This is a genomic window from Corynebacterium gallinarum, assembly GCF_014837045.1.
GTDB lineage: Bacteria > Actinomycetota > Actinomycetes > Mycobacteriales > Mycobacteriaceae > Corynebacterium > Corynebacterium gallinarum.
The window spans coordinates 188,319-202,775 of sequence record NZ_JACSPR010000006.1; the positions used below are offsets into that span (position 1 = coordinate 188,319).

Here is a 14,457-nt window from a genome sequence, read left to right on the forward strand (position 1 = left end):
ATTATTTGTAGGTGAAGTCCAGATCCACCTCGTCGTCGATTTCCAGGATCAGGTCCCAGAAGAAATCTTCTGTCTGCCGCTCCAGGATCTGACGGTTATCGTCGATGATTTCCCCGACCTTGTTGCTGTCCATGATCTGGGTGACCACCTCACCGGTGTCGATATCCTCGGTGCCGAAGCTGAGCCAACCTCTCTCCTCATGGACTGTATCCATGACCACATCGTCATAACCGATGAACTCGAACTCCGGAATGACGATCTCATACCTGTTGTTGAGTTTGGATCTGATGATCACATCGTCGCCGCTGATACCCAACTTGCTCTTGTAGCGGTATTCGATGAGTTCGCTTTTCCCGCTGCCCCACATCCGGCGATCACCGAACACCTTGCGGTGGTTTTCCACCTCGTGGATACCAGTCGTGGTGGCCGACATGAGCACAATCTCTTTGTCCAATTCCAGCGCGATGATCGCCTGGGTGTCCCTGGTCCGGTCAAAAGGCTCGGGCACCTCCTCCTCCCTGGTCACGAAAAAGATGGCGGCCGAAGCTATCGCAGCTACGAGCACCACCACTGTGAGAAGCTTTGATATCCGCAGCCATGACAACATCACCAGTAACACCGGCCTTCATTTAGATAAACACAGGAAATATTAATGTTTATTGTAATGTCATCACAGGAACTTTTAGCACTTCTCCTGCGCTGCAGAGATATTTCCCACACTCCCTGAATCCATGGTCACCAGGTCAAGTATCAACCCCCCTTGGAGGCAACAAACTTCTCGACCAGCTCACGGGTCCGGCCGAGCTCCTCGGCGTCCGCTATCAGTCCCTGCAGTTCGGAGGTGGTGATGGCGCCGCTGGCCCAGTTGAGGATTTCGCGGTCGGCACGGCTGAAGGTGGGGTTGCGGTAGATGGGAACGATGTTCTGGGGCAACCCGTTGGCGGTGGGACATCCCTGGGCGTTGGAGGGGTCTGCGGTGTCGAGGTGGGAAGGAAGCGACCCGATCAGTGCATCGAAGGTGCGGTCGCGCCATTCACCTGAGTTGATATCGGTCTCCCCCGCCTCGACCGCCGCGAGGTACTCCTCTTCCAGCTCCCCGGCCAGCACGGGGTTGACCACCTCCAGGAGAGCACCGGTGCATCCGACCACCAGGTCGGCGGTACCCTCGTTGAGGGGGCCTAAGGGATCCGCGCTCAGGTTGTCCTCGTGTCGGATCACGGCGAACCGTTCCCGGTTTCCCAGGACGGTCTTGTAGACCTCACTGACCACGTTGTGTCCCAGGTAGTCAGGATCGACAGCGATGTAGAGGTTCTCCTTCTGCTCCGCCACCTGCCGGGGATGTGGTTCGAACCTGTTGGGGTCCACGCTGCCGCAGGCCACCAGCATCCCCGAGCCCAGCACCGCCACGAGACCCAGGACAGTCTTCTTCACACCCGTCGTTCTCATAGCGGGTTACTTTACCCTGCCCCTACTGCTGCGGGTGGCCCAGTTCTCCCATGTTGCGGGCGATCATGTCGCGGGCCTCACGGGCACGGTCGGGACGGCACAGGATGTCATAGCGTCCCGCCACGATCTGGGTGGCGGAGGTGAAATCCCTCTTGCCCCGGGATGCCCAGTACGGCACCGCCGCCAGCACCACACCGAAGACCACACCCATGACCAGGCCTGTGAGCAGGGAGGAGAACCAGAAGTTGGACACCAGGCCCATCACCAGGCCGAAGAACAGTCCCAGCCACGCACCGGAGGCGGCACCACCGGCGAGCACACGCCCCCAGGTCAGTCGACCGGTGACGGTTTCCACCTCCATCAGGTCCACGCCCACGATGGTCAGCTCAGCAACGGGGAATTCATTGTCGGAGAGCATATCCACCGCCCGCTGTGCCTCCTCATAGGTCTGGAAGCTGCCCACGGGCCACCCCTCTGGCCGTTTCTTCAGGCCCAGTTCGGTCCTGTTGGTGCCCCCGGATCCGGTTGCCTGCATCGCCATTGATTCATCACCCTTATCTCACTATCAATCTATTTCCCTATACACAGTGAAAACGGCCCAGCCAGCGCAAAGGTTCCCACCCCTGACCGCATCGCGCCGCGGGGAGGTCGGGGCGTCGTAAAGCGTTAAGCTGTGTGACATGAGAGGAATTACCCGACTGTACGCAGGCCGTCTCGCCGGGATGGTGGTGCGTGGCCCCGACACCGACGTGATCGGGCGTGTGCGCGATGTCGTGGTCACGATCCGCTCCGGCGGCCAGGATTCCCGCGTGCTCGGCCTGGTGGTGGAGCTGGTGAACAACAAGCGGCGCATCTTCCTGCCGATGCTGCGCATCGCGGCGATCGAACCGAAGGACGTCAATCTGATCTCCGGGTCGGTGTCGCTGCGTTCCTTCAAGGCCCGCACGGGTGAGCTGCAGGTTCTGGGTGACATCATCGGCACGAAGGTGCACACGGATGATCCCGAGCTGGAGCAGCTGCACGGTCGCGCCGTGGAGATCGCCGATGTGGAGCTGGAGCAGACCCGCACCCGTGACTGGGTCATCTCCCGGGTTGCGCTGATCGGTGAACGCCCCAAGTTCGGGCGTCGTCCCGCGCTGTACATCGCGCCGTGGAGCCACGTGCACGGCATCACCGCCGGCGGTACCGGGGAGACCAACCAGACCGCCGAGCTTATCGCCGGTTTCGAGGACATGCGTGCGGCCGACGTGGCCAAGCAGCTCTACGGCCTGCCGAAGTCCCAGCGCGACGTGGTCGCCGGGGAGCTTGACGACGAACGACTCGCCGATATTCTCCAGGAGCTCAGCGAAGACCGTCAGGCCGAGCTGATTGAAACCCTCGACATCGAACGCGCCGCCGATGTGCTGGAGGAGATGGACCCCGATGATGCCGCCGACCTCCTCGGTGAGCTGCCCGAGGACAAGGCCGGTGTCCTGCTGGAACTGATGGACCCGGAGGAATCGGCACCGGTGCGCAGGCTCATGAGCTTCAACCCCGACACCGTCGGCGCCCTGATGACCCCCGAGCCGCTCATCATGGATCCCTCCACCACCGTTGCCGAGGCCCTGGCCATGGCACGCAACCCTGATTTTCCGACCTCCCTGGCCTCCCTGGTGTTTGTGGTGCGTCCCCCCACCGCCACACCCACCGGCAAGTACCTGGGGTGTGTGCACCTGCAGAAACTGCTGCGGGAACCCCCCTCCAGCCTGGTCGGCGGCATCCTGGATCCCGACCTGCCCCCGCTGTACGCCAATGATTCCCAGGAGACCGCAGCCCGGTTCTTCGCCACTTATAACCTGGTGTGCGGCCCCGTCCTGGATGAGAACGGACACCTGCTCGGCGCGGTGGCCGTTGATGACCTGCTGGACCACATGCTGCCCGAGGACTGGCGCGATGCCGGTATCCGCCCCGGCGTGAAGGAGGAGACCCTTGGCTGACTACAGCCGCTCGGACCTGGACACCCCCCTGGTCGGCACCAAGCGCAGACGGTTCAAATTCGACGACGACACCATCGGTGCGTACGCGGAGAAAGTCGCCCGTTTCTTCGGCACGGGACAGTACCTGTTCTGGCAGACGATCTTCGTGATCATCTGGATCATGCTCAACATCGGCGGTTTCGCCTGGAACTGGGACCCCTACCCCTTCATCCTGCTCAACCTGGCGTTTTCCACCCAGGCCGCCTACGCCGCGCCTTTGATCCTGCTGGCGCAGAACCGTCAGGAGGACCGCGACAAGTCCACCATCCTGGCCGACCGTCGACGAGCCGAGGAGACCAAGGCCGACACCGAGTTCCTCACCCGAGAACTCGCCGGTGTCCGCCTGGCCGTCGGTGAGATGGTCACCCGTGACTATCTCCGCCACGAGCTGGATGATCTACGTGGTTTCCTCGAGCGTCTGGAGGCCAAGCTCGATGACGCGGTGGCCTCCCGCAATGACGATCCCCATGACCTCAACGCACCGACCCAGGGCGATGTTGTCGACTAGCCTTTAGGACATGACTACTGCTACCCCATGGGCGGATGCCTTTGACCACCTCGGGTGGGATCTGCCACAGATCCTGGAAAATGATCACGCGGAACTGGCGGTGGCCTATCTCCAGGAATACTTCGCCACCGATCCACACGCTGGCCCCATGTACACCGGTTCCTTGTTCGAGAGACTAGGCGGGGGCGGTGATGCAAAGCCCGTCCGCGATGAGATCACCCGCGATGATCTGCTCTCCCTCTCCTTACTGGATGTTCCGGTTCCCGGACTGCAGGTGGCCCAGTTGCTCGAACCGCCGGAGCGCGCCGGGAGCATCGACCTCAAGGGGGTGGTGACCCGCGAGCTCACCGCCTATGAGCTTCCCTATGATCTGAAGCGGATCAGGAAGATTCTTGAATCGATTCCTACCGATGTGGGCCTGAGCTCGAAGAAGGCCACGGAGCACCTCGATGCCGGGAACCTGCTGTGGACAGCTCTGCGACGCCGCGGGTTCGGCCCCTCGCGGGTGAGCAAACTCATCGCCCGCAAACGCCCCAAGCTCTTCCCCATCATCGATTCCGTCATCGAGCGCGAACTGAACACCGACAGCGTGGGGTTCTACGAGAACCTCCACACCGTTCTCCGTGCGGAGGACAAGGCCCTGTCCAGGCACCTCAAGAGCATCCGTGCCGAGGCCGCCCACCAGCCCGGCAACTGCGCCCTCGCGGCCCTGAGCACCATCCGGGTCCTTGATGTCGTGGTGTGGATGGCTGCCCGCAAACGGACTTAGGTCTTGGACGTGGTGCGGACTATGCTATTTAGGTGATGTCTCAAGTAACCGAATCCGCTGTCCGCAGCGCGCTGTCCCGCGTAGAGGATCCAGAGATCGGGAAGCCCATCACGGAGCTCGGAATGGTCAAGTCTGTGGCCATCGATGGCTCCGATGTGCAGGTAGAGGTCTACCTGACCATCGCGGCTTGCCCGATGAAGACCACCATCGTCTCCAACACGGAGGCGGCGGTGAAAGATATTGAGGGCGTGGGCACTGTCCAGGTCACCACTGATGTCATGAGCGATGAACAACGCCGTGAACTCCGGGTGAGCCTGCGTGGCAACACCGCCGACCCGGTCATCCCCTTCGCCCAGCCCGGATCCACCACCCGCGTGTACGCGGTGGCCTCCGGCAAGGGAGGGGTAGGCAAATCCTCCATGACCGTCAACCTTGCCACCGCCCTGGCCGCCAAGGGTCTGTCCGTGGGTATCCTCGACGCCGACATTTACGGCCACTCCGTGCCGGGTATGCTCGGTTCCGACGCCCGGCCCCACCAGGTCGACGACATGATCATGCCCCCGCAGGCTCACGGCGTGAAGATGATCTCCATCGCCCACTTCGTCGAGGGCAACGCACCGGTGGTGTGGCGTGGCCCGATGCTGCACCGTGCCATCCAGCAGTTCCTCTCTGATGTGTTCTGGGGTGACCTGGACATCCTCCTGCTGGATCTCCCCCCGGGAACAGGCGACATCGCCATCACCATCGCCCAGCTGCTCCCGAATGCCGAGCTGCTGATCGTGACCACCCCGCAGGCGGCTGCCGCTGATGTGGCCGAGCGCGCCGGTTCGATCTCCCTGCAGACCAACCAGAAGGTCGCCGGTGTCATCGAGAACATGTCCGCCATGGTGATGCCCGACGGCTCCACCATGGAGGTCTTTGGTTCCGGTGGTGGCGAGAAGATCGCCCAGCGTCTCAGCATGCTCACCGGTGAGGATGTCCCCGTCCTGGGATCGGTGCCGCTGGATCCGTCCCTCCGCGTGGGCGGAGATGTGGGCAACCCCATCGCGATCTCCGAACCGTATTCCCCCACCACCGCGGCGATCAACGCCATCGCCGACGCCCTGGCCAAGCGCAAGGTGTCCATCGTGGGCAAGACCCTCGGGTTGGGCGTTAAATAACACCCGTTAAATAACACCACCCCGGATACGCCAGAAGCCAGCGCCTCCTCACCACGAGGATGCGCTGGCTTCTTTTTAATCTGTGTCCCAGATCGGCCTAGATCAGATCAGTCCAGGCGTAACCGCCACCGGCGGGCGGCGTGCCACCATTATTGTTCTGCCCGGGGGTGTTCGGGGACTGCGTGGGGTCGGTCCGGTCCGCCGGTCGCTCCACCACCTCGGCCCGCTCGGGTGTGGTGCCGGTTTCAGCCACCTGCTGGCGATGGGCCTGACCTGCGGTGTCATCGGCCATGATCTTCTTCGGATCGAAGGAATCCAGGAAGGAATCATCATTGTCAAAAAGGGCACGGGTGATGGCGGTCTTCGGGGACATGCTGCGGATCTGGGCGATCTGGGACAAGGGTTTACGGATCTCGTCGAATTCCTCGCTGAAATCGGTATCCAGATTCTGCTTCGCGTTGTTGATCGCGGTGCGGGCAGCAACAATGGCCGCCTTGAGGTCCTCCATCAGACGGGGAAGCCGTTCAGGTCCGATGACGATGAGACCCACAATGAAAAGCAGGAGGATCTCTCCCCAGCCGACGTTAGAAAACATGCCTCAGACCTTCACTGTTCAACGGTGGGGTTCAACGCCCCTGGGTGCGGCGTACCGCGCGCACCACCGATTCAACTTTAGCCACAAAAGACTCCGGCCGCTGAATCGCGACGTCTTCTGCACCCGGTCCCGGGGCGCATTCATTGGCCAGGCTCATCAGTTTGGCCTTGAGATCAGAGGGGGCGGTGACATTATCATTCCTGCATTCCGTTCGAACGAAATCGACGGTGTCCCGCTGCCGGGTGATCTCCTGACGACATTCAGAGCAGTGCACGAGGTGGAGTCTGGCGCGGTGCATGGCGCCCCTGCTCAGCTCATTATCGATGAACATCGCTGCGGCATCAGAGGACAGATGATCCACTGAAGCGAAGTCCTGGGTCCTGGATTGGAGCTGCTGGGATTTCTCCACCAGCTTGGTCTTGAGGACCTCCCCCAACCGGATCTCCTTGATCACCTCGAGCTGACGCGGAGTGAGCTTGGGCTTGACGGCCTTCGACCTGGCCCCCTGACGCCGTCTGGTTTTGTCAGATCCTTGACCACCCGCATCATCCTGGACACTGCTGGGCCCCGCAGGGCGAGCGGTGCGGGGCTGGCGGAGCTGGGATCGGACGTCCCCCGTGGAGTCAGAATTGAACATCTGTTCCGGAAACCTCCTGTGGCTCGTGGATATCGGACTGGGGCTGTGGCGCGAAACGACTAAAGCTATACATCTCACGCTACCTACTTAATTCAACGTTTGCCGTCTTAATTCAGTTCCCCCCTGAAATGACACCGGTGCAATCAGTCCGAGATGACGGGGAGGATCTAGGTGGTGGGAACCAGGATCGAGACCTCCTCATTGTCCTGAGCTGCCATTTCAAGGCTGGCGCGGAGCTGGGTGCGTCCACGGTGGATGCGGGACCGGACGGTACCCATCTTCACGCCGAGGGTTTCAGCGATCTCGTCATAACTCAGACCCACCACATCACACAGGATGACCGCGACGCGGAAATCAGGACTCAGTTCATCAAGCGCCTCCTGCAGGGCGGGGTCGAGATTGGCCACGGTGTAGGCCTGCTCCGGGGTCATGTCGGTGCCCGGCACCCGCTCATAATCCTCGGGAAGTGCCTCCATCCGGATCTTGCCGCGGTGACGAACCATGTCCAGGAACAGGTTGGTGGTGATCCTGTGGAGCCACCCCTCGAAGGTGCCGGGCTGATAGTTCTTCAGCGACCGAAACACCCTCATAAAGGTTTCCTGGGTAAGATCCTCAGCATCATGCTGGTTGCCCGACAACCGAAATGCGAGACGGTAGACACTATCGGCATGTTCCGCCACCAGTTCGCCCCACGACGGCATTTCTGCCTGACCGGCGTCGAACGCAGCGGTGCCAGAAAGTTCCTCGGTGGGTTCTACCGGGGCGAGATCGATGGCAGCGGGTTCAAGGTCTCGGGGCTTATTGGTCATAGCTTTCATAATGCCGGATCAAACTTGGGAAATCTAGACGTTTGACTGTGTATCCACTGGTAAATATTAAACGGTTAGTTAATTGTTATCGTAGCGCGATAAAAGCAGCGTAATGGCAGCGTGTAGTACCCCCATGATTCAGCCCTGCGCCTAGACTGTACAGCGTGAGTAATGCCTTCGAGTTCCTTCGTAACTATGTCGAATCCACCACGGAGATCGATCCCGCCCTGGCAACCGCCCGTGAGGATGCCGCGGAATTCGGTCTCCCCGTGCCGGATGAGGTGACCGGCCAGTTGATCACCACTCTGGCCGCCGCCACCAATGGCGAGGGATCCACCGGTGCGATCGCCATCACCCCCGCGGCCGGTCTTGTCGGCCTCTACATCCTCCGCGGCCTGGCGAAGGGAACCACCCTCACCTGCATCGATCCCGAGACCGAGCACCAGCGCCACGCGAAATCCATCTTCCGCGAGGCCGGTTACTCCCCCTCCCGTGTCCGTTTCCTGCCCTCGCGTCCCCTCGACGTGATGGGTCGACTGGCCTCCGACAGCTACCAGCTGGTCTTCGGCCAGGTCTCCCCCATGGATCTGCGCGCCTTCATCGATGCCGCCTGGCCACTGCTGCGTCCGGGCGGTGTCCTCATGCTTGCCGACGCTCTCCTCGACGGCACAGTCTCCGATGAGACCCGGAAGGACCGCGACACCGTGGCCGCCCGCGAGGCCGATGAATACGTCCGCGCCCTCGACGCGGCACACGTGGCCCGACTCCCCCTCGGCGCCGGCCTGACGCTGGTCACCAAGAAGGCGTAAACCCCCACCACCTGCGGTGGGGCACCTGGGGTGATCGGGGCGTCGACAAGCATTAAAAAAAGTCGCGCCCCGGAGGGCGCGACTTAAGGTGACCGGGTGTTGCTAGACCACCTGGTTCTTACCCACGGTGACCACACCGCCGGCGCTGACCTTGAAACGCTGGGAATCGCGCTCGTGATCGACGCCGATGAGCTCACCGTCACGCACGACGACGTTCTTGTCCAGGATGGCGTGGCGAACCACAGCACCCTTGCCGATGCGCACACCGGGCATGAGGACCGCGCCCTCCACGGTGGCGCCCTCCTCGACGATCACGTCGGTGGACAGCACGGAGTTGCGCACGGTACCCGCCGAGACGATGGATCCCGGGGCGACCATCGAGGACTGTGCAATACCGCCCTGGACGAACTTCGCCGGCGGCAGGTTGCCCTCCACGGTGGTGTGGATCGGCCATTCCTTGTTGTAAAGGTTGAAGATCGGGTGCACGGAGATCAGATCCATGTGGCACTCGTAGAAGGCATCGATGGTACCGACATCGCGCCAGTAACCCTTGTCGCGCTCGGTGGCACCGGGCACGATATTGCGGGAGAAGTCATATACGTGGGCGTCACCGCGGTCGACGAAATACGGGATGATGTCACCGCCCATGTCATGTTCGGAGTCCTCATTCTCCGAATCATCCTTCAGCGCACGAACCAGCGCCTCGGTGGTGAACACATAATTGCCCATGGAGGCGAAGGTGACATCTGGGTCATCCGGGGTGCCGGGCGGATCCGCCGGCTTCTCCAGGAATTCGGTGATGTTGCCCTCGTCGTCAGATTGGATGCAGCCGAAGGCGGTGGCCTCGTGGCGCGGTACACGGATACCCGCCACGGAAACCGACCTGCCGGACTTAATATGCTCATCGACCATCTGGCTCGGGTCCATGCGATACACATGGTCCGCGCCGAAGACGATGACATAGTCAGGCTTCTCATCGGAGATCAGGTTGAGTGACTGGAGGATGGCATCTGCGGAGCCTGTGAACCACCGCTTGCCCAGGCGCTGCTGCGCCGGAACAGAGGCGATGTACTGGCCGGTCGGGCCAGAAACATTCCAGGAAACGGAGATATGCCTGTCGAGGGAATGCGACTTGTACTGCGTGAGCACGGCTACCTTCAGGTACCCGGCGTTCACGAGGTTTGAAAGTACAAAGTCGATAAGACGGTAGGTTCCGCCGAAGGGAACGGCCGGTTTGGCACGGTCCTCCGTCAACGGAAACAGACGCTTACCCTCGCCACCAGCGAGAACGATTGCTAATACATTTGGTCTACCCTTCACACCCTCAACCATAAAACGAAAAACCTATTTCCGCTTGAAACCAGCGAATAAGTATTTCTTTTGGGGTGGCCCCGGGGTCAGTCGAGAGTGGGTGACCGGCCCCCCCGGACGCTGGGCGGACGCTAGGCGGACAGGTGCACGCGGGAGGTGCCCGCCTCGTATCCGGGTTGCGCCTGGAGGTGCCACCGGGGTGGGAAACCGCTGCACGTGTGGCCCCGGCGGGCTAGTCTCAGAACCATGAAAGTTGGAATGCTGACCAGAGAATATCCGCCGGAGGTCTACGGCGGAGCAGGTGTACACGTAACCGAACTGACCCGGTTCATGAGGGAGATCGCGGAGGTGGATGTCCATTGCATGGGCGCCCCACGTGACGCCGAGGGAGTCTACGTCCACGGCGTGGACCCTGCCCTGGAGAACGCCAACCCGGCCATCAAGACCCTCTCCACGGGTCTGCGCATGGCCGAGGCCGCCAACGACGTTGATGTGGTTCACTCCCACACCTGGTACGCAGGTCTGGGTGGTCATCTCGCCGCCCGTCTGCACGGCATCCCCCATGTGGCGACCGCCCACTCACTGGAACCGGACCGCCCATGGAAGCGTGAACAGCTCGGTGGTGGATACGACGTGTCCTCCTGGTCCGAGAAGAACACCATGGAATACGCAGACGCCGTCATCGCGGTCTCGGCACGCATGAAGGATTCCATCCTCGCCGCCTACCCCCGCATCGAGCCCGACAACGTCCGCGTGGTCCTCAACGGCATCGACACCGAACTGTGGCAGCCCCGCCCCACCTTCGATGACGCGGACGAGTCCGTGTTGCGCAAGCTCGGTGTGGACCCGCAGCGCCCCATCGTGGCGTTCGTCGGTCGCATCACCCGCCAGAAGGGTGTGGAGCACCTGATCAAGGCCGCAGCCCACTTCGATGAGGGCGTGCAGCTGGTGCTGTGTGCAGGTGCGCCGGACACCCCGGAGATCGCGGAACGCACCAAGGCCCTCGTGGAGGCACTGCAGTCCCAGCGCGACGGCATCTTCTGGGTCCAGGAGATGCTGGATAAGAAGGGCATCCAGGAGATCCTCACCGCGGCCGACACCTTCGTCTGCCCCTCCATCTACGAGCCACTGGGCATCGTCAACCTCGAGGCCATGGCCTGCAACACCGCCGTGGTCGCCTCCGATGTGGGCGGTATCCCGGAGGTCGTGGTCGATGGTGAGACCGGCGCCCTGGTCCACTACGACGAGAATGACACCGAGACCTTCGAACGTGACATCGCCGAAGCGGTGAACAAGATGGTCGCGGACCGCGCGGTGGCGAAGAAGTTCGGTATCGCCGGTCGTGAGCGCGCCATCAACGAGTTCTCCTGGGCCACCATCGCCCAGCAGACCGTCGATGTCTATAAATCCCTGATGTAGGAACTCATCTCTCCTCACCCCGCTGCCGGGGTGCCGCACCCCCGGTGACGGCACCCCGGCATTTTTATGCCTGTGCTACCCCCTGTGAGCTGGCATTTCCTCCCAACCAGCGCGCAGATGGCTAACCTCGTTCAGCAGATACGAATCATCAAGAATCAATGTGACTAGCTAGGACTGACGCATGGCTGAGACTTCCCATACCCATCACCGCCCGGAATTGCACCTGACCTCCGAAGCTGGTCTGCTGTTCGCCCCGGCCGGTGTGCTCCTCGATGGTGACACCTGGCATGTTTTCCACCAGTACCGCCCCTCGCCCGATGAGGGACCACGGTGGGCCCACCAGTTCTCCGAGGACACCCCCTTCAGCTGGGACATCAGTGATGATGTTCTCGCCCCCACGGGTGGGGAGACGCAGGTACGTGCCGGCGCTGTTGTCGCCAACAAGGGTGGGGTCGATCTCTACTTCACCTCTGTGACAGCGGACAGTTCCGCGATCCACGTGGCGCGTATCGACGACCTGGACGCCACCATGGAATCAGTCTCCGACGACCCGCTGAGCCTGGATTCCGGCGTGGTGCGGATCGGACGCGTCGTGGGTGACTCCGAGTCCTTCACCCGGTTCCGCTCCCCCTGCGTGGTCCCCGACTGGGAGGACGGCACCAACCGCGAGGAGGGCCACGAGGGGTGGCTGATGCTCGCGGTGGCCGGCCCCATGGAGAAGCCGGTTGTGGTCATCCTCCACTCCCCCGATGGGCGCGACTGGCAGAACTCCGGACGGTTGACCTTCCAGGGGGCCCACGGCCTGCCGGAGGATGCCATCATGGTGAGCCCGCGTCTGATCCGGCTGCGTGATGAGGTGGATGGGGAGATCTACGATATCCTCATCATCACCGTCGAGGAGAACGGGGTGGACTGCTCGGGGTATGTCGTGGGCAAGCTCCACGACGCCGAGTTCACCGTGGTCACCCCGTTCACCCGCATCGACCACGGCCATGACTTCTCCCGGCCGCGCAACACCAACTACACCAGCGGCACCGTGACCGAGGACGAGCGCTACAGCCAGGCCCACATCTTCGGCCTGATGAATGGTGTGGGCCGCCTGGATGACCTGACCTCCCACAAGAGCTGGGAGGACGAGGGTTGGGCCAACTGCCTGTCCGTGCCCCGCGTGGTCACCCTGCAGGATGGCACACTCTTCCAGACCCCACCCGAGGGCCTCATTCCCGCCATCCACGAATCCGAGGCGGCCGCAGGCTGGACCGGACTCTGTGACATCCCCAATGGCAGCTCCGTCTCCATCGAGCTACGTGACCGGGAAGGCAACACCGCGGCCGTGGTCCACCACCGCCACAGTGAACTGGTCATCGACCGGTCCATGAACCCCTGCCACGAGAATGACCCGGTCGCGGTAGCACCACTGTCCGCGGAGGACACCGACTCCGTGTTCATCGTGGTTGATGGCTCCACCGTGGAGGTCTTCGCCGACGGCGGCGAGGTGGCCATGGCCAGCCGTGTCTACTTCGACCAGGGCCCGATCTTCAACTTCGAGGTCACCACCACCGGGGAGGCCAGCATCATCAACGCCGAGGCCCACTACCCCGATGAGTACTCCTCCCAGGGTCTGCCCGATCTGGATGAGCTGACGCAGTTCAATCCCGATGAGGATCCGCATGAGGGACCGGTGCGCTGATAGCAACCGGCAAAACGGCCCGCGGTGGGATCAACTGTTGATCCCCCGCGGGCCGTTTCATGTGTCTCCCGAGGTCAGCGCCGGGGTAGGTCTAGGAAATACGTCCCAGGCGGGTGATGCGGGCGCGGGCGGTGACCTTCATCTGCTCCGGAAGTGCCTCGATACGCGCGGCGAGTGCCTCGGGCTTGAGGTGGCGTGCCGACGGGCTCATGCCGATCTGGGAGGCGATGGACTGCTGGTCCAGCATCATCTCGAATTCCACGGGCTCACTGTCGCCCACCGGCTGGAGATGCCCGGCTGCCTGCTCGATCATGCGCTCGACCTTGCCCTCCTCCACATCGATGATGCCGAGGGGTTCCCGCAGCTCCGCGAGGTGACCGGTGTCAGCTGTCAGGACGATGACCTGACCCTTCGGCTTGAGGATGCGGGCAAACTCCGCGGCATTGCGGGGCGCGAAGATGACGGTGATGGCGTCGACGGATTCCGACTGGATGGGCAGGCGTGCCCAGGCGTCGGCCACCACGGCACCCAGGCGGGGATGGCACCGGGCCAGATGCTTGGCGGCATGCACCGATACATCGATGCCGATGCCGCGGGCCCCGGCCACGCTGTCGAGGGTGTGGGAAAGGTAGTAACCGGTTCCCGCGCCAATCTCACAGATGACGGGGTTCGCATCATCGGCGACATCACCGGCGTCCAACACATCGTGGACGGCATCTGCGATAGCCTCGACGAAGGGGGCGAAGTGCCCACCGGTGAGGAAGGTCTCCCGGGCGCTGATCATCTCGGCATCATCACCGGAGTAGCGCAGACCGGCACCGCCGGCGAGGGTGACATATCCCTGGCGGGCAACATCGTAGGAATGCCCGGATTCGGACACCAGTCGGGTGAAGTCATCCACACCACGCAGGGGGCTGCCGTCAATCGGGTCCGCCAGAACATCAATGATGTGTGAAAGCACTGTCGCATTACTCCTTGAATGGGTGGTTACCACGTCGGGACAATACTACCTGCGTGGCCACCCCGGGGAGTCAACAGGGAGTACCAGGTGGGGGTTGAACTCTACTTGGCGGCCTCCAGGAGAAGCGCACCGAGTTCGGCGGCCTCCTCCTTATTCAGTTCCACAACCAGGCGCCCGCCTCCATCGGAGGGAATCCTCATCACAATCTTGCGGCTCTCTTCGACCGCTTCCATTGGTCCGCTACCGGTCCGTGGCTTCATTGCTGCCATGTTGATTCCAGCTCCTTACAACGATAAAAATCCGCACTGTATGCGGCTAAGTATCCATT

Annotated in this window: 16 protein-coding genes; 7 read left to right on the forward strand and 9 right to left on the reverse strand. The window is 62.2% G+C overall.

Going from position 1 to position 14,457, the window contains the following annotated elements:
- Position 1 precedes the first annotated feature (1 nt).
- The 3 genes from H9627_RS09875 to H9627_RS09885 all read right to left on the reverse strand — a co-directional run bounded on the left by H9627_RS09875 (position 2) and on the right by H9627_RS09885 (position 1,987).
- Positions 2–526, reverse strand: coding sequence for a hypothetical protein (locus H9627_RS09875; RefSeq protein WP_191733863.1), 525 nt, complete (start codon positions 524–526; stop codon positions 2–4).
- A gap of 224 nt (positions 527–750) precedes the next feature.
- Complete coding sequence (locus tag H9627_RS09880; RefSeq protein ID WP_191733864.1) at positions 751–1,446, reverse strand: hypothetical protein; 696 nt, start codon at positions 1,444–1,446, stop codon at positions 751–753.
- A 22-nt stretch (positions 1,447–1,468) separates the two neighbouring features.
- Positions 1,469–1,987 carry a magnesium transporter gene (locus H9627_RS09885; protein ID WP_191733865.1) on the reverse strand — a complete coding sequence of 173 codons (519 nt, stop codon included), beginning with the start codon at positions 1,985–1,987 and terminating at the stop codon, positions 1,469–1,471.
- A gap of 139 nt (positions 1,988–2,126) precedes the next feature.
- Here H9627_RS09885 and H9627_RS09890 point away from each other — a divergent pair, with 139 nt between their 5' ends.
- The 4 genes from H9627_RS09890 to H9627_RS09905 are packed head-to-tail and all read left to right on the forward strand — an operon-like array spanning position 2,127 to position 5,898.
- Complete coding sequence (locus H9627_RS09890; RefSeq protein WP_191733866.1) at positions 2,127–3,422, forward strand: magnesium transporter MgtE N-terminal domain-containing protein; 1,296 nt, start codon at positions 2,127–2,129, stop codon at positions 3,420–3,422.
- A complete protein-coding gene (locus tag H9627_RS09895) occupies positions 3,415–3,969 on the forward strand; it encodes a DUF1003 domain-containing protein (protein WP_191733867.1) in 555 nt (184 codons plus the stop codon). The genes H9627_RS09890 and H9627_RS09895 overlap by 8 nt, the downstream gene beginning before the upstream one ends.
- Positions 3,970–3,979: 10 nt before the next feature.
- Positions 3,980–4,738 (forward strand): DUF6308 family protein, encoded by a 759-nt coding sequence (locus tag H9627_RS09900; RefSeq protein ID WP_191733868.1) that lies wholly within the window; start codon positions 3,980–3,982, stop codon positions 4,736–4,738.
- A gap of 35 nt (positions 4,739–4,773) precedes the next feature.
- Positions 4,774–5,898, forward strand: a complete 1,125-nt coding sequence (locus tag H9627_RS09905) for an Mrp/NBP35 family ATP-binding protein (RefSeq protein ID WP_191733869.1) — start codon at positions 4,774–4,776, stop codon at positions 5,896–5,898.
- Between the two features lie 97 nt (positions 5,899–5,995).
- Here H9627_RS09905 and tatB read toward each other — a convergent pair whose 3' ends face one another.
- The 3 genes from tatB to sigE form a co-directional block, all read right to left on the reverse strand.
- On the reverse strand, positions 5,996–6,493 hold the full coding sequence (tatB, locus tag H9627_RS09910; RefSeq protein WP_191733870.1) for a Sec-independent protein translocase subunit TatB: 498 nt from the start codon (positions 6,491–6,493) through the stop codon (positions 5,996–5,998).
- A 31-nt stretch (positions 6,494–6,524) separates the two neighbouring features.
- Complete coding sequence (locus tag H9627_RS14225; protein ID WP_225213723.1) at positions 6,525–7,130, reverse strand: anti-sigma factor family protein; 606 nt, start codon at positions 7,128–7,130, stop codon at positions 6,525–6,527.
- A gap of 167 nt (positions 7,131–7,297) precedes the next feature.
- Positions 7,298–7,939 (reverse strand): RNA polymerase sigma factor SigE, encoded by a 642-nt coding sequence (gene sigE, locus H9627_RS09920; RefSeq protein ID WP_191733871.1) that lies wholly within the window; start codon positions 7,937–7,939, stop codon positions 7,298–7,300.
- Between the two features lie 164 nt (positions 7,940–8,103).
- Between sigE and H9627_RS09925 the strand changes: the two genes are divergently transcribed.
- Complete coding sequence (locus H9627_RS09925; protein WP_191733872.1) at positions 8,104–8,748, forward strand: O-methyltransferase; 645 nt, start codon at positions 8,104–8,106, stop codon at positions 8,746–8,748.
- A gap of 102 nt (positions 8,749–8,850) precedes the next feature.
- Here H9627_RS09925 and glgC read toward each other — a convergent pair whose 3' ends face one another.
- A complete protein-coding gene (gene glgC, locus H9627_RS09930) occupies positions 8,851–10,080 on the reverse strand; it encodes a glucose-1-phosphate adenylyltransferase (protein WP_191733873.1) in 1,230 nt (409 codons plus the stop codon).
- Between the two features lie 225 nt (positions 10,081–10,305).
- Between glgC and glgA the strand changes: the two genes are divergently transcribed.
- The gene (glgA, locus tag H9627_RS09935; RefSeq protein WP_191733874.1) at positions 10,306–11,478 is read left to right on the forward strand and encodes a glycogen synthase; all 1,173 of its coding nucleotides are present in this window, start codon (positions 10,306–10,308) and stop codon (positions 11,476–11,478) included.
- A 181-nt stretch (positions 11,479–11,659) separates the two neighbouring features.
- A complete protein-coding gene (locus H9627_RS09940; RefSeq protein ID WP_191733875.1) occupies positions 11,660–13,168 on the forward strand; it encodes a GH32 C-terminal domain-containing protein in 1,509 nt (502 codons plus the stop codon).
- Positions 13,169–13,259: 91 nt separating this feature from the next.
- Here the strand turns inward: H9627_RS09940 and H9627_RS09945 are convergent, their stop codons facing one another.
- Both H9627_RS09945 and H9627_RS09950 read right to left on the reverse strand, forming a co-directional pair.
- Positions 13,260–14,129, reverse strand: coding sequence for a methyltransferase domain-containing protein (locus H9627_RS09945; RefSeq protein ID WP_191733876.1), 870 nt, complete (start codon positions 14,127–14,129; stop codon positions 13,260–13,262).
- Between the two features lie 101 nt (positions 14,130–14,230).
- Positions 14,231–14,398 carry a DUF3117 domain-containing protein gene (locus H9627_RS09950; RefSeq protein ID WP_003855015.1) on the reverse strand — a complete coding sequence of 56 codons (168 nt, stop codon included), beginning with the start codon at positions 14,396–14,398 and terminating at the stop codon, positions 14,231–14,233.
- Positions 14,399–14,457: the final 59 nt, after the last annotated feature.